Source organism: Chlamydiales bacterium, assembly GCA_031292375.1.
Taxonomy (GTDB): domain Bacteria; phylum Chlamydiota; class Chlamydiia; order Chlamydiales; family VFKH01; genus JARLHF01.
The window spans coordinates 1-19,686 of sequence record JARLHF010000015.1 but is presented as its reverse complement, the minus strand read 5'-3'; the positions used below and the strand labels follow the sequence as shown (position 1 = coordinate 19,686).

The following is a 19,686-nucleotide window of genomic DNA, read 5'->3' as shown; positions in this document are numbered from 1 at the left end:
TCAAAGCCCTATTAACTTCATTGTTAATATATTTGCAGGGTTAATTGCTTATACATTACAACCCAAAAAACCAGCTTTAAATTTTAATGAACAAGAGCTTAAGTTGTTAACAATAACCTAGTTAAAAATCGAGCTGACGTTTAATAATGCCAAGCTGTAGATCCTTGAGGTTAGCTTGATGGCAAATTCGATCATCAAATGGTACTTGATTTGCCAGCTCATGCAGCTGGTGGATATCTTTTGTTTGAGCCTTTACAGTTGTTGAGTTTCGCCTTATGAAATATGAATTGATGTCATTTGCAAAAGCACAAATCGTATGGATGACCTCCTCTGGATTCCACCCTTTTTTAAACTCAAGACGTTCCCATTCAACGATCTGTCCTTTTAATAACTCATCAACATTAATTGGCAATGCTGTCATACTTTGGCCTTGTTTACATTTGCATCAAGTTCTTAAGGCAGTGGCAAGCCACTGTTTACTAAAGCTGCGGCTTAAGCCGCAGCACTCGAATTATTTAGGGCAGAGGTTTTCTTCTGCTGTAAAGTATGTACCTGATTTACGCAAGCGCTTGAAAGATACATTTGTATAGCGCAAATCGTTTTCTTTTGGAAGTATGCCGTTTACAAGTATGCCCAAGCGTCTGTGGTTGCTTCTCCCGAGAAATTCCTTGGCAAAGCTTGTAAATTCATCATAAGAAAGCTCTCTTAAACTTTGAATGCGATCTTCTAAGAAGTTAAAGTTTCCATCATAGTCAAATGCAAGCACTTCTAGCTTAGCCGTCATTTCTAAAAGGCTTTTAGGAGATTTGCTAAGTTCTATTACCTGCGCATCTCTTATAGTTTGAAAACGCTCTTCTGAAAATGCTGTAGAGGTGAAATTTTTTAAGTTATTCTCAAAGAATAGCTCAAAGCGAGAAAGCAAGCTTACAGTATCGTGAGTATTGGATTGTACAAAGAAGAGAGCGCATAATTCTCTTTCGATCTCTTGGTTAAATGAGTTTACTAGGTAGCCTGTTTGTTGCTTTGTTCTAAGCTCATCAAAGAAAGGTGCTTCTAAGCCCTTAGAAAGGATTTGTAGGGCGCTGCGTTTTTTTAATGAATAACAACCATCTTGAATTAAGAGTAGAGTGGCATTGCCATACTGTTCAATTTCTTTAGTATAGCTGTAAGGACCATTTTCTGGATTAAGTTGCAGTACTTTTCTTTTTGCTATAGAGCCAGTAGGAAGTGGGGTACTACTTAATATACTTTGCAAGTCCTGGTTTAGTGCAAGAGCATCATCTTTGTTGATATTTCCATAGATAAGACATTCTGTGTACGTTTTTGCATAGAGCGTATTGACAAATTTTATCATGTCCTCTCTGGAGACATTTGCAAGGGCCAATGCTCTTTTTTCATCTGTAATAAAATTTTCATAAAGAATTGACTTCAAAATTTCTTGAGATTGTTGTAGAGGAGGATCAAGAGATGTGTTTGCGTACTCTTTTTGCAGAGAGTCTTTTAGTATTAAGAAATCTTCTTCTGATAGATTCAAGCTTTTTAAAGATTTTAACATCTCTTTAAAAAATAGAGAGGCTTTTTCGCTGTATCCATAAATGCTTATAGACAAGCCATCTTCAATGGGTTGAGTGCTAAAATGTAGGTCTGCAAGTAATCCTTGGTATGAAATAGGTGAAAGCATGTAGTCAAGTGCTTTAAGATAGAGGTCTGTAAGCGCTGCAAGCTTTGCATTTCCCGGCTTTTTGGCTGCTGTATGGATGCGAAAGGAGGCTGCCACTTTGGGTATTAGGTACCGCATATCTTCTGCGTAGTATAGCTTAGAATGCTCATCCATAAGGATAAGCTCTGGCTTTGCAAGTACTGAGGAGTGAATTTCTGTAGGAGTTTCTATTAAACTTAAATGTTCTGGTACAAAGGGATTAATAGGGGGAAGTGTTATTTTAGGATTGGGCTCTGCATTCTTCCAATCTAAAAGAGTGCTCTTTTTGATAGGTACGATTGCATACTCTGCTTGCATCCAGGGTTCTTTGGTAGTGGGTACAACGTGTGTAAGCTCTTGTTTTGCAAGAACGAAATATAAGCAATTTTCTGGTGTCAGTTGGTTAAGAAGATCTTGGATATCTTTTGGGTCATATTTAGTAGGGATTACTGTTTTTAGTGGATAGGTTGCAATGGGCTCATCAACCATTTTTTCTGCATCAGACATGACGGCAGAAAAGACATCTTCTCTTGATTGGTATTCATAGGCAATTGTTGCCAGCTGCTTCATCTCATTGTAGAGTGCTTGTGGGATATTTTCTTTTTTAAGACGAGCAATTGCTTCATAGCAATACTTGATAACTCTATCAACTTCTTGTACACCTTTGTCTGTAAGGGCGATATCCAATGTAAAAAGTATGCGAGGTCTTTGCAAGGAAGATCCTGTAGAAAGTTCTTCTGCAAGACCCTCATTTTTTAATAGTTCTAGCAAACTGTTGCTGTCTTCATAGCCTAGTACATAAGCTACAGTTTTTGCATCATATTGATATTTATCTGATATTTCCCATTGCAAAACAAGTTCACGTATATTTTGATAGGGGACGATGTAGATGATGTTTTCTTTGTATTTATCTGTAAATAATGTCTCTTCTATATTTGGAGGAGTAAAATGCTTGTTTTTTATGGGTGAAAAATCAGTGACAACAAGCTCTTTAAGTTTATCCATAGGTAGTGTGGAATAGATCACTAAGTGCATGAGGTTTGCGCTATAATGATCCTCATACCATTGTCTTACAACGTCGGGAGAAATTTTGGAGATGGTATTTAAGTTCCCTATACTAAAGTCGCTATCTGGATGTAGAGGGTTTTCGAGAGCTTTTCTAACATGATATAACCTCCAGTTGTCATTTTGAAGGTTTTTTGCGTATTCTTGATCAATTGCATGAGACTCTCTTGCAACGCCTGATGGGTTAAAGAGAGGGTCGATAAAAAAGCGAGAAAATTGATCAAGAGCCTCTGCAAAAGAGTCATTATTGACAGAGAACATGTAGACAGTGCGATCATTTTCAGTGAAAGCATTTCGCATGCCTCCATGTTCGTCTAGAAAACGTGCATAACCAGCTTCATCAGGGTACTTCTTTGTGCCAAGGAAGAGAAGATGTTCTAAAAAGTGAGCCATACCAAGATGCTTTTTAGGGTTTTGCCAGCTGCCAGCTTCTACCGCAATACCAGCTCCTGATTTGTCAAGGCCAGGATCTGATATAAGTAATGCTTCTAAACCATTAGATAGGCGTATTTTTACTGTTTCTCGCTTGGCTATGGAAGGTGTGAGTATATGTACAGGATTTTCATCTTTAATGATGGTATAATGATCACTTTCTGCGCCATAAGCTATAGAAAATAAAGAAAATAACAGAAAGAAAAAAAGATGAATGTTTTTTTGCATAGCAAATATCCTGGTTACAATTTTGTGAGCATAAGGAAATCCTGTTTTACTTGATTCCAAATGGCATCAGCAATGAGTTTTCTTTTTTCATGTTTGCAGCTTGCTGGCTTTTCATGCAAGGCGTGCATGTCACACTCGTCTCCAAAGCAAAGATGGGCTTTTGCTCTTGTAGCAGAGCGTTTTTCTCCAACACCTTTTTCAATCGTTGAAGGTGGCGGAAGAATATCGTAAGTACTCAATGCTAATGGAAAAAAGTGAGTATTGCTTTTGGATTGTAGCGCCATTAGACGAAACATTTCGATACTGTTCGCATCGAATGGAGCAACCTCTATGAGACCTTCTTTATTTCTTCGATCTCTTCCTCCACTAGGAGCTACATAGATGCATTTACCCCCTTCCTTGAAAAGTGCGCTCATGCGCTTCATTGTCTTTTGGTTGTGCTGCTGTTTTTGAGATTTTAGCTCTGGATCATGGTCGATATGTCTTTTAGAGTAGATGCAAAGTAGGTTGCATCCCATACTAAAGGGTATAGCCAATAGATCTGTAACGACTTTTTCTCCAGCAACAAAGATCATGTTAGAAGCAAAGTCGAAATTAGCATCTTCAAGAAGGCATTGAATGATTTGTGGATCCATTTCTGTTTGATGGTTTGCAAGAAGTACAACGTTTTCATCTCGTGATAAATATTCTCTAATTTTTACTAAATTATGCTTATTTACTATGACAGATGCTTTTTTATCGATGAGTGGTCTTGCAAAGTCAATTCCAAATTGATAATAGTCGAATGGAGCGCGTACTTGTTGGTGGTAATGTTCAAAAATAAAGGGATGTTCTTTTTCCTTTTTTAGTAGTTCGAGAAGTTTTAAAAAAATGACTTCTTGACCATCTAAAGAGTCATCTGCCTGAGCTACAGACTCTTTATAGCTCTTATAGAAGAAGCTTAGTACTTCGTGATAGTTTTGGGGAATAATGCCTTGTTCTGTATATTTTTTTAGCTGTTCAGAAAAATACATAAAAACTATACCTCAATTTTTTTACCATTAACAGAGGAGTAGAATTGGTAGTCGTTAATATGTAACTCATCATTTATATCAAATTCAACATCAGCACCCAGCTTTTTTGCGAGCTTATGTAAGAAATGCTTGTCGCCCCCATCAAGGCTACGACTAAGCTCTGGATGGACTACAATACGTACAGCAAATTCTTGGCTATAGCTGATCACTTTTTTCAATGCCCGCTCAATTTCAATAGAAATACTTTCATGTGTCTTGATGAGCCCACTTCCATAGCAGTAGGGGCAATTTGTAAAAAGCGTTTGCGTGAGTGACTCGCGATTGCGCTGTCTGGTCATTTCTACAAGGCCAAATTCGCTAATGCCAAGGATTGTGCACTTTGCTGAGTCTTCTTTCATGCACTCTTTGAGTTTTTCTAAGACGCGACGTTGGTTTTTTCGAATACGCATATCTATAAAGTCACAGATTACAAGTCCGCCGATATTTCGAATGCGTAGTTGTCTAGAGATTTCTTCTGCTGCTTCTAGATTTATGCGTACAAGAGTTTCTTCAACATCCCCATTATTTTTTGTACTGCGCCCAGAATTTACATCGATTGTATACATGGCTTCTGTGCGATCAAAAAAGAGGTAGCCCCCAGTTGGAAGCCAGATTTTATGCCTTAAAGCTTTATCAACTTCTTTTTCCACATTGAAGCGCTCAAACATGGGCATTTTGTCGCGATACAGCTCAATTTTGACAAAATGTTCTGTAGCGTATTTGGAGTAGAGATGTTTGCATACCTGATAAGTATCGTAGTCATCAACTAAAAGACGGTTTAGTTTTTTATCGACAGCAGTCATTACTGCTCGTTTAATGAGGTCTGATTCCAGATAGAGGCATGCGGGATTAGTCGTTTGGGTGAAGCGCTCTACAATGCCTTGCCAAGTTTTTAAAAGATCATGGGCTTCAGCAATAAGAGCATCTGTTGTAGCATTTTTACTTGCAGTCCTACAAATAAGTCCCATGTCTTGGGGCATTTCAAAAGCTCGAATTAATTTTTTAAGGCGCTCTCTTGCAACGCGGTCCTCAATTTTCCTAGAAACACCTCTATGAGCGGAATTAGGCAGCAAGACCAAATACCTTCCAGGAATGGAAATATTAGAAGTAAGCCTTGCGCCTTTAGAGCCAATGGGTTCTTTAACAACTTGAACAAGAACAGGTTGTTCAATTTTCATCACTTGTTCAATATTTTGTTGAGGTTTTTTTTGTTTGGAGGGTAACTCTTCAAATTCGAAGTCCATATCAAACATCTCTTCAAATTTTTTGGTATTTTCTAGAATGTCTGAAATGTGAATAAACCCATTTTCTCCTTCAGCAATATCGATGAAGGCCGATTGGATATTATGGAGGATATTGGTAACTTTTCCTCGGTAAATATTACCGGTAAGCTGTCTTGCTTTTTTTCTTTCTACAACTAAGTCGTAGAGTTGTCCATGTTTTAAATGGGCGTAGCGAGTTTCTTTGGACTCGATGTTAAGAAGTATTTCTTCCATTTCGTCACCTATATTTCTATGACGAAAGGCAGGTCTTATAGTTGCAAGTTCAATCCGTGGCCCTAAAAGGAGTTTGTAATCAGTTTGTTAGGTAAAACTCTGTCTGATTTAAAATCCTCTTTTATCCATATTATTAAACACGACTCCAATTCTGGGTTAAGCCATAACTTAAGCTGAACTACTGATTCAATGTGGTTATTTGCGCGTCTTTACTATGCCCGTACCATACTTGCATCGTGCTTGCGTAATGCTTGCATCATGCTTGTCTATTCAGAGGAGCCATTAGTACACTGTATCATAAACCTCTCTACGGTTTTGATATCGCCAACTAAATCAAGTTGTTTTTGCGTTATGTCAAGTTGTTATGTGAGGACATTAAAGTCACACCTGAAGCTGCACCTAAAGCCTTAGCCTTTCTATATTTAACTTTACTAAATTTCTTAAGGCTCATCATATTCTAATGAGATATGTTTTCCAACAAAATAATCCTAAAAACCTGAGCTTTGGGTTTAAATTGCTCAATCTTAGGGATCTTCTGGCAACTTTTCAATCTTTTTATGCACAAACAAGTTCAAGAATTGAGATAATAGACTTCTTGCATAATTAGCTTTGCTTAGAAAAATTTAACGATAAAGATGTCAAAAAAGACAATTTTAACAAGCAAATGTAATTACGCAAGAAGTCTAATCAATGATTGAGTCTATATGGCCTGCCAAGAAGGATTTCTGCATCTCTTAGGTTGCCAGCCTGGATAAGAAGACGTATGCGAGTGCTGGAAATGGGGCCGGATTGGTCACAAACAGGGGGTAAATACTCTACTTCGAAATCAAGAGATTTTGATAAGGAGATGATTTTTTCTTGAGTACCTTCTCGTTTATTTCCAAGTACGGCATCATAGCCTAGAATAAGATGAGAAAAAGATAAATAATGTTTAATTTCTTTTAAAAATTGTTCTGCACTTTGTTTTGCGATCTCTTCGGTAAAGGGAATAAGAAACAGTATATCTATTTTAAGAAGCTCAAAAAGAGCGATGCGTTCTTCATTGGAATAGATAGGAAAAACAGATTGTCCTTTTATAATTTCTGCTGGGTTGTTGTTAAACGAGATGACAATGGTTGTTCCCTTTGGGCCTGCTGCTTCTTTTAGTCGTTGTAGAACAGCAATGTGCCCCTCATGAAGGCCGTCATACACGCCAATGCTTAGAGCAATGGGATTTGTAAGTTCCTTGTTTGGGCTGCAAAGTGTTTTTAATACGTGCATAGTAAAGAGTCACAGGTATGGATGATGCCTTGTTCGTCAACAGAAAAAAAGCTTTCAGAAAAGTTTATTGAAAGAAGTTTTTCAAGGTCTAGGCAGCAGTCTAAAGAAAACTGGCCGCTTCTTGTTCTCTTAAGTTCTGTAAGATGTGCATAAGAAGAGAGCAAAAGTCCTAAATCATGTGCAATAGAGCGGATATATGTACCTTTGCTACATGTAACCTTAAGATCTAGGTAAGGGTATGCATAAGAGAGAAGTTCTGTTTGAACATTGATAACACAAGGTTTTCTTTCGATCGTTTTTCCTTGCCTTGCAAGCTCATAAAGCTTTTTACCATTCACTTTTTTTGCAGAAAACATAGGTGGAGTTTGTTCAATAGTTCCTTGAAAGAGCTGTAGTTTTGCCTCTATTTCAGACAATGTAGGTACGTAGTCAGAGGTTGCTGTAATTTGCCCATCAAGGTCGTAAGTGTCAGTAGATTTTCCAAGAAGAAGCCTTGTTACATATTCTTTGTCTTGATTTAAAAATTGGTTGCTTTGGCGCGTAAAGGCTTTGCCAATCAAGATAATCATGACACCTGTTGCAAAGGGGTCTAAAGTACCTGCATGACCTACGGTTTTTTCTGAAAACAAACGTCTTATACAGGCAACTACGTAAAAAGAAGTTTTCCCAAGAGGCTTGGTTACTGGTAAAATGCCTTTCATAGGTTATTGTTTTTGTTTTCTCGTAGCTCTCTTTCTGTTTTAATCTTGTGAATTACAGAGTCAATACGTATCTGTTTTTCTACAGAGTCATCGACTTTAAAAGTAAGTTCTGGAAAATGACGTAAAACAATTTTTTTTGATGCGTGTATTGCAATGAAACCCGCAGCTGATTGAAGAGCTTGTACAGTCTTAGCCTTTTCCTCATCTGTGCCAATGATGCTAATAAAAACTTTAGCATAGGAGAGATCACTTGTAATTTCTACTTTAGTAACAGCCACAAGTGGGTGTACATGAGGATTTCTAACGTCTTGTCGGATGACTTCAGAAATTACCTCTTGTAGCAGGGAGTTGAGTTTATCTGTTCTTTTCCCACCCATTGTTTTACAGCTCTTGAGTTAGGTAGTAAATTTCATAACATTGGATAATATCGCCTGGTTGGACATCATTTTGTCCCTCAAGCAAGATTCCGCACTCAAAACCTTTTTTTATTTCTTTCACATCTTCTTTGACCCTTTTTAGAGATGCGATGTGTCCTTTCCAGATTACCTCATTGTTTCTGATAAGGCGTACGCGCTGATTACGTACAATAGTACCCTCTGTTACAAGGCAGCCAGCAATGGTGCCAAGTTGAGAAGCTTTAAAAGTAGTTGTAATTTCAGCGGCACCCAAATCACGCTCTTCTGGGATTTTATCAAGTAGGCTGAGCAGAAGTTTTTTTACATCATCAATTGCATGATAGATAACATTATGCATGTGCACTTTTATACCTGATTGCTTAATGAGTGTTTCTGCATGGCTCTCAATTTGCGTGTGGAAACCTATAATGACAGCATCAGAAACTGTTGCTAATTCTACGTCAGATTCAGAAATTTCCCCAACGCCAGATGAGATAATATTTACATCAATTTTTGAGGATTGAATGTTGAGTAGGGAAGCTTTGAGAGCTTCTAAAGAACCTTGAACGTCTGCTCTTAAAATGAAATTAGCGCTCTTTTTCTGAGAGGTTGCTGCCTGTTGCATGAGGTTTTCGATCGTGAGCTTTTTCTTTTGTGATAATGAAGATTGTTTAATACCCTCAGCTCTAGTTTCAGCGATATTTCTTGCTTCTTTTTCGCTCTTTACAACAATAAACTCATGCCCTGCTTCTGGAAGACCCGAAATACCAGTAATTTCTACGGGAGTAGAAGGGCCTGCTTCTGTTAAATTTTTCCCATGTTCGTCGCGCATAGTTTTTACGCGTCCCCAGAGCTGATCAAAAACAACGGAATCTCCCAACCTCAATGTTCCATTTTGAACTAAAACAGTTGCAACAACGCCAAGGCCTTTATGCATTTCTGATTCAAGCACAGTACCCCTAGCACGAGTATTAGGGTCTGCTTTCAACTCTAAAACTTCTGCTTGAAGGGCAAGCATCTCTAATAATTCGGGAATACCTACACCACTTACTGCAGAGCAGTTCACTGTAATGGTTGAGCCTCCCCACGATTCTGGAAGGAGATTTTGAGCTGCAAGCTGTTGATAAACATTCTCAGCATTGAAACCTGGCTTGTCACATTTGTTAAGAGCAACAACAATGGTAACATTGGCAGCTCGTGCCTGCTCAAGAGCTTCTAATGTTTGTTGTTTTATACCCTCATCACCTGCGATGACAAGAACAACAATATCGGTTGCAGCGGCTCCTCTAGACCTCATAGCAGAAAAAGCTTCATGCCCAGGTGTGTCTAAAATAGTAAGATCACCAACGGCTGTTGAGCAGCGAAAAGCTCCTATGTGCTGAGTAATTGCACCAGCTTCTGCGGAAACGCGGTTACTTTTTCTGATGGCATCGATCAAGCTTGTTTTACCATGGTCAACGTGGCCCATAAAAGTAACAATAGGTGCCCTTGTAATACAGAGCGATGGATCTATGGATTGAATTTCTTCTTGAATGGTTTGGTTTGTGATGCGAATGCGCTGTTCTTCTGTCTTGTCAATTTGAATATCGCACCCAAATTCATGTCCTAAAAGTTGAAGGGTTGTTTCATCTTCAAGTAGGTCGTTTAGGGTAACAACAAGACCTTGTAAAAATAGTTTAGAAACAAGTTGAGCGGCTTTTAATTTCATTTCAACAGCAAGGTCTTTAATGCTGATAGGAACGCGTATTTTTAAAGATGTAGGTCGAATGGTTGTGTCCTCAACTTCGTGACGCACTTGTTTTGCTTTTCTTCTTCTCCATCCATCCTCATCACTAAGCCCAAGTCCTTGTCTATCTCTAGAATCAAAGCCTTTAACTCCTTGCTTTTTAAGTGGTTTGATGTCTAAAAATTCTTTTGCTTTTCCGCCACGACGTACGTCACTTTCTGATGCAACACTAGAATCTTCTTTGCGTTTTATGTGTCTTGTGCCACCTTGCTCCTCTTTTGGAGGAACAGGTTGTTCATTAAAGCTTTTTTGCTTACCACTATCATAGCTAGGAGTTGTTTCAAGATTTTTAGGGCCTTTGAAGGGAAAGGCTTCTTTTTTAATAGGCTCTGGTTTTGGTTTGACGAGGTCCTTTATGTGCCTTCCTGTAGGCCCTAGCTTAACGCGAGGTGTTGATGCAAGGTAAGTATCTTGATCTTTTCTTCCTCTAAATTGATCAGAGATGAAAGGCGCTGCATATTTAGGGGCATGTTTAGGAGCTTCTTTTCGATAAGGTGCTTCTTGAGGTGCGCTCTTCTTTGGTGCTTGCTTAGCCGTTCTATGCTCTGGTAAAGCTCTATTTACTTCAGGATGAGTCATGCCTCCTTGTGGGGAACTTTCAGTCTTTGGACTACTTTCTGTAGGTAAATTTGAGCTTGATGGTAAAGGCTCTTCAGCATGTTCTTCAGGTGTTGCCTCTTCAGTACTTACTTCTGAAACAATTGTGCTTTCATCATCACCTTGAAGAAAACTTTTACCTTTAGCAATACGCCTTTGATGTTCCTCTTCCGCTTCTAAAAGCTCTGCAGCTTCTTTTGAAAAAGGCGTTGCACTAATTTGTTCTACAGGTGCTACATTTTCCAGCTCTTGTCGTACGGGTCCTGCGCCCTTTGCTCTTGCCTTTACTCGTCTTGGTTCGTCTTCAACAGGTAAACTAGAAGAGTCCGTTGGAGGAACAACTTCTTCTTCTATATCTTGCTTTTTAGGCTTGACAGGTTTATTGCTTGCAAGTTTATTTTTTAATTTTCCAAGATTTAAGGCTTGTGCGAGTTGCGTATTTTTAATATTTAATTTGAGATTTTTGGCCAAGGGTTATATCCTTTTTTTGCTCACCTGTTCTAAAATTGTATAAGCCATGTCTAAGCTGATACCTGGCACTTTCATAAGTTCTTCTGGTTTTTGAGAGAGAACTTTTCGGGCGGTATCAAATCCTGCATGCAAGAGGTTCTGAATAACGAGGGTATTAATACCGGGAATATCTAGGGGTTCATCCAAAGAGGAGTCATCTGATGCTATAAGTTCACTTTGTTGGATTGCCATAGCTCTTGTATAGTCGCTCATACGTTGTACATCAAGAGAGTAGCCAATTAAATCGCCATTAAGTCTGGCATTCATTCCTCTCTTGCCAATGACAATTGCAAAATCTTTATCATCTACAACGATAGAGATAACTTCTTCACCATTTTCTTCATTAACACTAATTTTACGTATTTCAATAGGAGCAAGAGCATTTTGTAAGATTTCAATAGCATCATCAGAGTAAGGAATGATATCAATTTTTTCATTGTTTAATTCTCTTACAACATTTTTTACACGTGTTCCTCGAATACCTACACAGGCTCCAACACCATCTACTTTTAGATCGTTTGAGCGTACGAGGATTTTTGTTCGGTAACCAGGATCGCGTACAATTTTTTCAATAGAGATGATACCTTCATTAATTTCAGGAACTTCATTGATAAAGAGTTGCTTTACAAACTCAGGATCAGTCCTTGAAAGCACAACCTCTGCTCCACCATTCTCAAGGTCAACAACATTAAGTAAAAGAGCATGGATCTTATCACCAACCTGATAACGCTCAGTTTTTGGATAATGCTTAGCAGGAAGTATAGCTTCAACTTTACCTAAGTCCACAACTAGATTAATGCCTTTTGAAAAGCGTTTGACGGATCCAGAAACAATTTCATTAATGCGGTGTCTATATTCTTCGTAGATTACGTCGCGCTCAGCCCCTCGAATTTTTTGAGAAATAATTTGCCTTGCAGTTTGCGCGGCTATGCGACCAAAATCTTTAGGCGTGATTACTATATCAATGACTTGCCCGATTTCACACTCAGGATCTAATACTCTTGCATCTTCGAGAGAGATCTCTTCAGAAGGATCTGTAGAAGTTTCTACAATTTCACGTTCACTTAAGACCTCGATATCTCCGGTTTTAGAATTAATATGCACAGAAACATTAGCAATGCCTTGAGCACTTTTACGCGCTGCGGCTCTTAGCGATTCTTCAATTGCTGCAATGATGATATCGCGCTTTATACCCTTTTCGCGTTCCATATATTCGAAGATAGCTAGTAAATCTTTGTTCATGTTTTTTATGCCTTAATTTCACGAGTAAAAATTGTCAAATTGAAAAAGAGAGAAAGTCTCAATTAGTCCTTCCTTGCTTCTCAGCCCCTGCCTCTTAGCCCTTGCCTCTTAGCCCCTGCTCCTCAGTATTACTTGGGCTTTGCTGTTTTAAGTTCTAAATGTACTTAGAACTTAAATTTGCTGCCTTAGTTTATTTAGAGCAAGGCATGGCTTAATTATTGAAGCTTAACTTTCTCTTTTATACAAAAGTATCTCCATCCAATTCTTCGTCTTCATCTTTTGCACTATTATTTTTAGTTTTACGAGAAGAGGACTTAGCTGAATGAGGAGTTACAATGATATCGTCTCGATTTACTTTATTTTCGTCTACCAGATATTCCTTAATAGAGAGAGCAATCTTCTTGTGCTCCGGATCCAGCTTGATAACTTTAGCAGTTACTTCTTGACCCTTAGAGATAACATCTTCAATTTTACCAAACGCTTGGTCAGAGATTTCAGTTACGTGGATTAAAGCTTCAATGCCATTGTCCAATTCCACAAAAGCTCCAAAGGCAGCAATTTTTGATACAATTCCCTTTACTAGAGAGCCTACTGGCATTGTCTTTTCAATGGACTTCCAAGGATTGGGGCTTAATTGCTTTACTCCCAAAGTGATCTTCTTGCTTTCTTTGTCGACAGAAAGAATCTCTGCTTCAACTTTATCGCCTTTTTTAAGTACTTCAGAGGGGTGAGACACCTTCTTGATCCAGCTCAAGTCAGAAATGTGAATGAGGCCATCAATACCAGGTTCAAGTTCTACAAAAGCACCATAATTGGTTAGATTGCGAATCTCTACTTGAACACTTGCCCCTACAGGATATTTTGAGTCAACATCAGCCCATGGGTTATGCTCTGTTTGCTTTAAACCAAGAGAAATCTTGCCATCTTCTTTTTGGACGGACAATACGATAGCTTCAACCTCTTGTCCTTTATTGACGACTTCGCTTGGATCAGAAATGTTTTTAATCCAAGACATTTCAGAAACATGGATGAGTCCTTCAATTCCAGGTTCGATCTCAATAAATGCACCGTAAGGAACAAGGTTGACAATTTTTCCGCGCACGCGGGTGCCTTGAGGATATCTTTGTTCGATTTCATCCCAAGGATTACTCTCTTTTTGCTTAAGTCCAAGGGCAACGCGTCCCTTGTCCTTATCAATGCTAAGGATCATGACTTCAAGCTCTTCGCCAAGTCCAACCATTTCGGATGGGTGCTTGATACGCTTCCATGTCATATCGGTAATATGAAGCAAGCCATCAATACCGTCTAAGTCTAAAAAGACCCCGAAGTCAGTGATATTTTTTACAATACCTTTGCGAACTTCGCCTTCTTTGATTGACTCGAGCATCTCTGCTTTTTTGGAGATGCGTTCAGCTTCTAGAAGTTCTCTTCGAGAGACTACAACGTTTTTACGATCGATATTGATTTTGAGAATCTTAAAGTCATAAGCCTTGCCAATATACTCATCGAGGTTTTTAATGCGTTTGTTGTCGATTTGTGAGCCTGGTAGGAATGCTTCCATACCAATATCCACCATGAGGCCGCCCTTAACTTTACGTACAATGCGTCCTGTAACAATGGAACCCTCTTCACAGTTTTGGATGATGTTTTCCCATTGACGTTGACGCTCTGCTTTTTCTTTTGAGAGTACGATCTGGCCGTATTCATCTTCTGGTTGATCTAGAAATACTTCAACATCGCCTCCAAGAACAATTTCAGATGGGTCAGAAAATTCTTGAATAGGGACTAATCCCTCAGACTTAAGGCCTACATCAACAACGACAAAGTCTTTTGTAATTTCAACAATATGTCCCTTCAAAAGTGTGCCTGGTGAAAGTAGTGGAGCTCCTTCTGTATCGTGCTTTTCAGAGTTGTCCAGAAGGGATTTAAAGAGTTGAGCTTCATCTTCTTGAAATTGGATGTCGTCTAGAAGATTATCATTGCTCCAGGCGTTTTTTGCGTTTTTTGACATTTTAAAGGTTTCTCCTAAGTTTTTTATGGCGCCACAGCTTCATGCGCTCACTTTTCTTTCTAATGCGAGTAGGTTACAGAGTGTCGCCAAAAAATGCAAATGATTATTGAGGCTCTTTGTTTGATAGCTCATATTTTTTGAGTTTTTGTAGGGTTTACTAACTTTGTTCTTTATATTGATACAATTCTTCTTTATAGAGTATCCTAATTGATGAATCCAGGTATAATTTTTTTAGGATTTTGTAAAGAATGAGCACGTTGGTTATGAAGTTTGGAGGAGCCGCAGTTGCATCTCCTGAACAGTTTTCGCTGATTGCTGAAATTATTCTTGCAAGATGTGAGTACTATGACAAAATTGCGGTCGTTGTAAGCGCTATGGGGAATACAACGGATGAGCTGATTGCGCTTGCAAAAAAAGTTCATCCTACACCTCCAAGAAGAGAGTATGATATGCTTGTTTCTGTAGGAGAGCGCATCAGCATTTCTCTTCTTGCAATGGCACTTGCTAGAAAAAATAAAGAGGCGATTAGTTTTACAGGGAGTCAGTCAGGGATTATCACCTGCGAAAGGCATTCAGATGCTAGGATTATTGAAGTAAAGCCGCATCGAATTCTACCCCATTTAGAGCAGGGACGTGTTGTTATTGTTGCTGGGTTTCAAGGCGTTAGTAAAAGTGGAGAGATCACAACTCTTGGTAGAGGCGGCTCTGACACAACGGCAGTGGCATTGGGTATTGCCTTAGGAGCTAAGAAAGTAGAATTCTTTAAAGATGTAAAAGGGATTTTTGAAGAGGACCCTAAAAAAAACCCTAATGCTTTATTTATTCCTCGTCTTAACTATGAAAGAGCCTTAAGTATCGTAACACAGGGCGCAGCAGTTTTACATGACCGATGTATTCGTTTAGCAAAGAAAAACAAATTGCCCTTACAAATTCTTTCTTTTAAACACTATAAAGACAAAAATTTTCCTGGAACTTTAATTGCATCAGACTCTATGGATGAAGATTGTCGCAAGACGCTCATTTTCGAAGAAATAGAGGGAGAATAAGATGGATTGTAAAATGGAATGCAAAGAAGCTCCATTTTTGCGGATTGCTCCTCTTTTTGAAGCTAATAAGGGAGGTTCCAACACGCGCTTGCATCACATTGTCACTTGCGATCTTTTGAGAAGAATTGTTCCAAAAGATATTGTCGCACTCTCTTGGCAAGACAAAGCGGAGTGTTTTAAAGAATATAAAAAAATATTGCCTTTGGTAACTGTTTCAGAAGAGCAAAAAATTCCCTTCAATCTTTCCTTCTTTTTACTTTGTCAGTTTCGCCCTAATGCTTTTCAATTTTTTTATGAAGTGGTTTCTAGGTGGCTGGTTCCTGGAAAAAGATTGAATGTAGAGCTTTTTTTTGCAACAGATTTTCGTTTCCCAGATCTGAGTGATGAAATTTATACAGTTGCAGAAGCAATGGTACGCATTGAAAATCAATATGATTTAGAAGTCTTACAAAAACATTTGCCTATCATAGAAACAGAACTTCGCTTAGGTGTTGCTTCTGTATACCATGCAAGACGTATTATGGAGATTAAAGGGCTTGGAGCAGATGAAAAGACCGCAAAAATTCATGAAAATATTGCATCCCTCATTAAAAGGCGCTCTGGAAATGTAGACTGGGATATTTTATCGGAGATGCAGCACTTTTTAATCAATTGCAGTGACAAGTTTAAGGCCGTCCATGAATACCAGTACATGAGTCGAGTGATTTGTTTTCTCTACTTGTTTCGTAAGTCTCTGCATAAATCTATAAAAGGGCAAGAAGAAAAGCGACATCTACTCTTAAAATTTATGAGGGTACGATTGCACTTGTCTTCGCAAGTTAAGCGGGTTTTGGGAGTTTTGGTTGCCATTTCATTAAAGGGCAATCATGAAGTTTTTGAAGAGAGGCATTTGATTCGAGGAGTTCAAAACATCATTCCCCAAGTAAAAACGGTAGAAGGTTCATTTTTTATGTCCCATTCGCCAAATGAGTCTGTGCGTACACTTTATTTTGAAATTGAGAAAACAGATGGTGTAGAGTTTTCTTCAGAAGAGATTAAAAAATTATCAAAAAGGCTTCCCAGTGATTTAAAAGCGGGTGTCGAGAGATTAATACATCCCATATTTATGCCTCGCAATGAAGAAGAGATTATGCGTAACATCCTAACATTGAGTCAGCAGCTAAAGTATGTTCGAGATATTCCAGAAGTTATTTTATCTTTTGATGAGCAGACAGCAACAAGGCTTTCGTTTACAGTTATTTTGCTGAGGATATTGAAGAGCGATAGCAAGTCGATCCAAGAGTTATTTTTAAATAAAAAGACATTCTTAGAATATTTTCCTGAAAGAGTTAAAAATGTAGGCTTTTTAAGGAAAAAATATGCCAAAGAAGCTACTGTATTTCATGTGCGTCTTGATAAGGCAAGATTTTTAAGAGAAGATCATTCACTTGATTTGTATAAGGCTAGAAGAGCTGTAGTTGAAGAGCTCATATCCATTTTAGGAGAAATTCGAGATTTTAACGGAGGGATGATTTCAAAACAAAATGAGGTCTTTTTGTTTTTAAAAGAGCTTCTTGGTGGCGTTGGCAAGCACCATGGCTTGCTTTTAGAAAACTTCTTTTACTCACTTACCCCTGTTGTAATGCGTAGCTTGTTAGAACCGCTATATTTAAAAAAATTGTTTTTGCTGTTGTTGGATGCGTTGGAGGATGGAATTACAGAAAGTAATCGTTATTTACTTAGGTTTCATCAAGAGATTGACTCGCTTTTTATGGTGGTTATAGCCAAAGAAAAAGCCTTTAAGGCAGATCTTATTCGTGCTGTTGATCATCTTAAATCGCTTGGTTTTGAAAGCGCTTATGTCAATGTAAATGTTCAGGGTAAGCATGCAATGGGATTTATTTATCAAAGTCAGGAAACAGAAAAGCAAACGCTTTTTTATGCTACTGTTGAAGAGGTTATAAAAAGTTGGTAGATATACCTAAAGAAAAAATTAAATGGAGTGCGCTTTCCTCCGGTCTAAGACTTGTTACTGTAGAAATGCCCAATTTTTACACTGTTTCTGCAGGTTTGTTTGCCTATGTGGGATCGCGTTTTGAAAAAAAGCAAGATGTTGGAATTTCTCACCTTATAGAGCATTTGCTTTTTAAGGGATCAAAAAAATATTCTTCTAAGGCCATTAGCGAAATTATTGAGGGAAGAGGGGGTTTTTTTAACGCATATACAGCAGAAGAAAATTCTTGTTTTTACTTTAAAACATTGCAAGCAAGCTTTTTTGAGTCTTTGGATGTGCTTATTGATTTTTATACAGCGCCTCTTTTTGATCCTGTAGAAGTTGATAAAGAACGAGAGGTAATCATTGAAGAAATTCACTCTTATGAGGATCAGCCAAGCTCTTATGTAGAGGATCTTTTTAGTTCTGTAATTTGGAAGAATCACTCACTTGGAAACCTTATTTTAGGTAATGAAGAAAACATTTTAAGATTTACAGTAGAGGATATTAAAAATTATTTTAATAAACACTATACATCTTGCAATACGGTTTTGGCAGTTGCTGGTTGTGTTACGCACGAGGAAGTTCTCAGCTGGCTGAAAAATCAAGAATATCGCTTTTGTAGAGGAGAGAGGAATTCCTTTGAATCGTTGGTTGTAAGTCAATGCTCTCCTAGAGTTCTTATTATGCATAAAGATATTGAGCAGTGTAATATTCAGCTGGGTGTTCCAACGCTTGGTAGATTTTCACAAAAACAGTGGGCTCTTCGTTTGTTGAGTACGATTGCTGGAGAAAATATGAGTTCTCGTCTTTTTCAAGAAATTAGAGAAAAAAGAGGGCTCGCTTATAACATTTCATCGAGTGTCGATTTTTATTACGATGTAGGTATGTTTACACTACAAGTAGGTGTCGATGTAGAAAAAATTGAAGTTTGTTTGCAAGAAAGTTTAAAAGTGTTACAAGAGCTTGCAACAACCACTCTTTTGGATGACGAGCTTAAAAGGGCAAAATTATTTTCAGTAGGGCAAGCCTTGCAAGATATGGAGAGTACACTCTCGTATATGTTGTGGGTAGGTGAAAAGTTATTGAATAATGAAATTGACTTTTCAACAGCAGAATTTTGTAAAAATATAGAGACGGTTACTGGACAAGATGTGCAGTGTGTTGCAAAAGAGATCTTTTGTACAGAGCGTTTAAGTTTAGCATTGATTGGGCCGTATAGTGCTTCGTATGGGGAAAATAGCTCCTTAGTAAGCAGCTTAAAATTTAGTTAGGTAATATTGTTATGATCAGAAGTAAAGACATTAAAATTTCCCCCTCAATTTTTGCAGGTGATTTTGGACGCCTTGCAGATGATGCTAAACGTGCAGAAGATGCTGGTGCAGATACTTTGCATATCGATGTCATGGATGGTCATTTTGTGCCTAATTTAACGCTGGGTCCAAGGGCAGTAGCCGCTATTAACAGGTCTACAAACTTGTTTTTGGAAGTTCACATGATGTTATATAATCCTTTTGATTTTATTGAAAGGTTTGTAGAGGCAGGTGCAGACTTAATCACGTTTCATTTTGAGGCTACAGAAGAAGTGGAAGAGACTCTCAATTACATCCGTAAATGTAATGTTAAAGCAGGTCTTGCATTTAGGCCAGAAACATCTCCTTCTATGGTTGTTAAATATTTGCAATCTTGTGATCTTATATTGCTTATGACAGTAGATCCTGGTTTTGGTGGTCAAGCGTTTATGCCAGAGATGTTAGAAAAGATTCGTTTTACACGAGATGTTTGCAATCAACTTGGCATAACAGATGGTGGACTTGTTTTAGACCAAGAGTCTACAAAAAACGCAAAGCCTTTAGATATTCAAGTAGATGGTGGTGTGAATTTTGAAACCGCAAAGCAGTGTGTGGACGCAGGTGCCAATGTTCTTGTCGCCGGTACATATCTCTACAAGCATCCCAACATGGCAGAAGGGATTAGCTCCTTGCGCTCCTGTGGTGTATAGCGCTATAGTGTACCCCATTATCTAATGTCAGCTCGATTTTCAACTATCTGCTAATCAATAACTTGAATAGTTAAAACACGGAGACGCGGAGACACGGAGACTTATAATTTATCATTTATGATGCGTTCTACACCGTTTTTTACTTGTTTATTGCCAAAATTAATGAGTAAACCTAGTTCATGTCTTGTTAAG

At 38.2% G+C, this 19,686-nt stretch carries 14 protein-coding genes; 4 read left to right on the top strand and 10 right to left on the bottom strand.

From position 1 onward, the window contains the following. Positions 1 to 121: 121 nt before the first annotated feature. The 10 genes from P4L16_02585 to rpsA all read right to left on the bottom strand — a co-directional run bounded on the left by P4L16_02585 (position 122) and on the right by rpsA (position 14,474). Complete coding sequence (locus tag P4L16_02585; protein ID MDR3624010.1) at positions 122 to 421, bottom strand: hypothetical protein; 300 nt, start codon at positions 419 to 421, stop codon at positions 122 to 124. A 90-nt stretch (positions 422 to 511) separates the two neighbouring features. Further along, the gene (locus P4L16_02580) at positions 512 to 3,424 is read right to left on the bottom strand and encodes an insulinase family protein (GenBank protein ID MDR3624009.1); all 2,913 of its coding nucleotides are present in this window, start codon (positions 3,422 to 3,424) and stop codon (positions 512 to 514) included. A gap of 14 nt (positions 3,425 to 3,438) precedes the next feature. Further along, complete coding sequence (locus tag P4L16_02575) at positions 3,439 to 4,437, bottom strand: 1-acyl-sn-glycerol-3-phosphate acyltransferase (protein ID MDR3624008.1); 999 nt, start codon at positions 4,435 to 4,437, stop codon at positions 3,439 to 3,441. Positions 4,438 to 4,442: 5 nt separating this feature from the next. Further along, a complete protein-coding gene (locus tag P4L16_02570; protein ID MDR3624007.1) occupies positions 4,443 to 5,972 on the bottom strand; it encodes an Rne/Rng family ribonuclease in 1,530 nt (509 codons plus the stop codon). 687 nt (positions 5,973 to 6,659) lie between these two features. Beyond that, positions 6,660 to 7,232 carry an FAD synthetase family protein gene (locus P4L16_02565; protein ID MDR3624006.1) on the bottom strand — a complete coding sequence of 191 codons (573 nt, stop codon included), beginning with the start codon at positions 7,230 to 7,232 and terminating at the stop codon, positions 6,660 to 6,662. Beyond that, on the bottom strand, positions 7,220 to 7,933 hold the full coding sequence (gene truB, locus P4L16_02560; GenBank protein MDR3624005.1) for a tRNA pseudouridine(55) synthase TruB: 714 nt from the start codon (positions 7,931 to 7,933) through the stop codon (positions 7,220 to 7,222). Before truB ends, P4L16_02565 begins: the two co-directional genes overlap by 13 nt. Then, complete coding sequence (rbfA, locus tag P4L16_02555) at positions 7,930 to 8,310, bottom strand: 30S ribosome-binding factor RbfA (GenBank protein ID MDR3624004.1); 381 nt, start codon at positions 8,308 to 8,310, stop codon at positions 7,930 to 7,932. The genes truB and rbfA overlap by 4 nt, the downstream gene beginning before the upstream one ends. A gap of 4 nt (positions 8,311 to 8,314) precedes the next feature. Continuing rightward, positions 8,315 to 11,182: a translation initiation factor IF-2 gene (infB, locus tag P4L16_02550; protein ID MDR3624003.1), complete on the bottom strand. Its 2,868-nt coding sequence runs from the start codon at positions 11,180 to 11,182 to the stop codon at positions 8,315 to 8,317. Positions 11,183 to 11,185: 3 nt separating this feature from the next. Then, positions 11,186 to 12,463, bottom strand: a complete 1,278-nt coding sequence (gene nusA, locus P4L16_02545) for a transcription termination factor NusA (protein ID MDR3624002.1) — start codon at positions 12,461 to 12,463, stop codon at positions 11,186 to 11,188. Between the two features lie 238 nt (positions 12,464 to 12,701). Continuing rightward, complete coding sequence (rpsA, locus tag P4L16_02540) at positions 12,702 to 14,474, bottom strand: 30S ribosomal protein S1 (protein MDR3624001.1); 1,773 nt, start codon at positions 14,472 to 14,474, stop codon at positions 12,702 to 12,704. A 248-nt stretch (positions 14,475 to 14,722) separates the two neighbouring features. On the opposite strand from rpsA, the gene P4L16_02535 reads away from it, so the two are divergent. Genes P4L16_02535 through rpe form a run of 4 tightly spaced genes read left to right on the top strand, consistent with a single transcriptional unit; the run spans position 14,723 to position 19,494 of the window. Then, positions 14,723 to 15,520 carry a hypothetical protein gene (locus P4L16_02535; protein ID MDR3624000.1) on the top strand — a complete coding sequence of 266 codons (798 nt, stop codon included), beginning with the start codon at positions 14,723 to 14,725 and terminating at the stop codon, positions 15,518 to 15,520. A gap of 1 nt (position 15,521) precedes the next feature. Then, complete coding sequence (locus P4L16_02530) at positions 15,522 to 17,474, top strand: hypothetical protein (protein MDR3623999.1); 1,953 nt, start codon at positions 15,522 to 15,524, stop codon at positions 17,472 to 17,474. Then, on the top strand, positions 17,468 to 18,766 hold the full coding sequence (locus P4L16_02525) for a pitrilysin family protein (GenBank protein ID MDR3623998.1): 1,299 nt from the start codon (positions 17,468 to 17,470) through the stop codon (positions 18,764 to 18,766). Before P4L16_02530 ends, P4L16_02525 begins: the two co-directional genes overlap by 7 nt. A gap of 11 nt (positions 18,767 to 18,777) precedes the next feature. Beyond that, positions 18,778 to 19,494: a ribulose-phosphate 3-epimerase gene (rpe, locus tag P4L16_02520; protein ID MDR3623997.1), complete on the top strand. Its 717-nt coding sequence runs from the start codon at positions 18,778 to 18,780 to the stop codon at positions 19,492 to 19,494. Positions 19,495 to 19,686 lie beyond the last annotated feature (192 nt).

Bases quoted from the DNA above. Each gene is read 5' to 3' on its own strand.
- P4L16_02585 (MDR3624010.1), bottom strand. From the start codon at position 421: ATGACAGCATTGCCAATTAATGTTGATGAGTTATTAAAAGGACAGATC.
- P4L16_02580 (MDR3624009.1), bottom strand. From the start codon at position 3,424: ATGCAAAAAAACATTCATCTTTTTTTCTTTCTGTTATTTTCTTTATTT.
- P4L16_02575 (MDR3624008.1), bottom strand. From the start codon at position 4,437: ATGTATTTTTCTGAACAGCTAAAAAAATATACAGAACAAGGCATTATT.
- P4L16_02570 (MDR3624007.1), bottom strand. From the start codon at position 5,972: ATGGAAGAAATACTTCTTAACATCGAGTCCAAAGAAACTCGCTACGCC.
- P4L16_02565 (MDR3624006.1), bottom strand. From the start codon at position 7,232: ATGCACGTATTAAAAACACTTTGCAGCCCAAACAAGGAACTTACAAAT.
- truB (MDR3624005.1), bottom strand. From the start codon at position 7,933: ATGAAAGGCATTTTACCAGTAACCAAGCCTCTTGGGAAAACTTCTTTT.
- rbfA (MDR3624004.1), bottom strand. From the start codon at position 8,310: ATGGGTGGGAAAAGAACAGATAAACTCAACTCCCTGCTACAAGAGGTA.
- nusA (MDR3624002.1), bottom strand. From the start codon at position 12,463: ATGAACAAAGATTTACTAGCTATCTTCGAATATATGGAACGCGAAAAG.
- rpsA (MDR3624001.1), bottom strand. From the start codon at position 14,474: ATGTCAAAAAACGCAAAAAACGCCTGGAGCAATGATAATCTTCTAGAC.
- P4L16_02535 (MDR3624000.1), top strand. From the start codon at position 14,723: ATGAGCACGTTGGTTATGAAGTTTGGAGGAGCCGCAGTTGCATCTCCT.
- P4L16_02530 (MDR3623999.1), top strand. From the start codon at position 15,522: ATGGATTGTAAAATGGAATGCAAAGAAGCTCCATTTTTGCGGATTGCT.
- rpe (MDR3623997.1), top strand. From the start codon at position 18,778: ATGATCAGAAGTAAAGACATTAAAATTTCCCCCTCAATTTTTGCAGGT.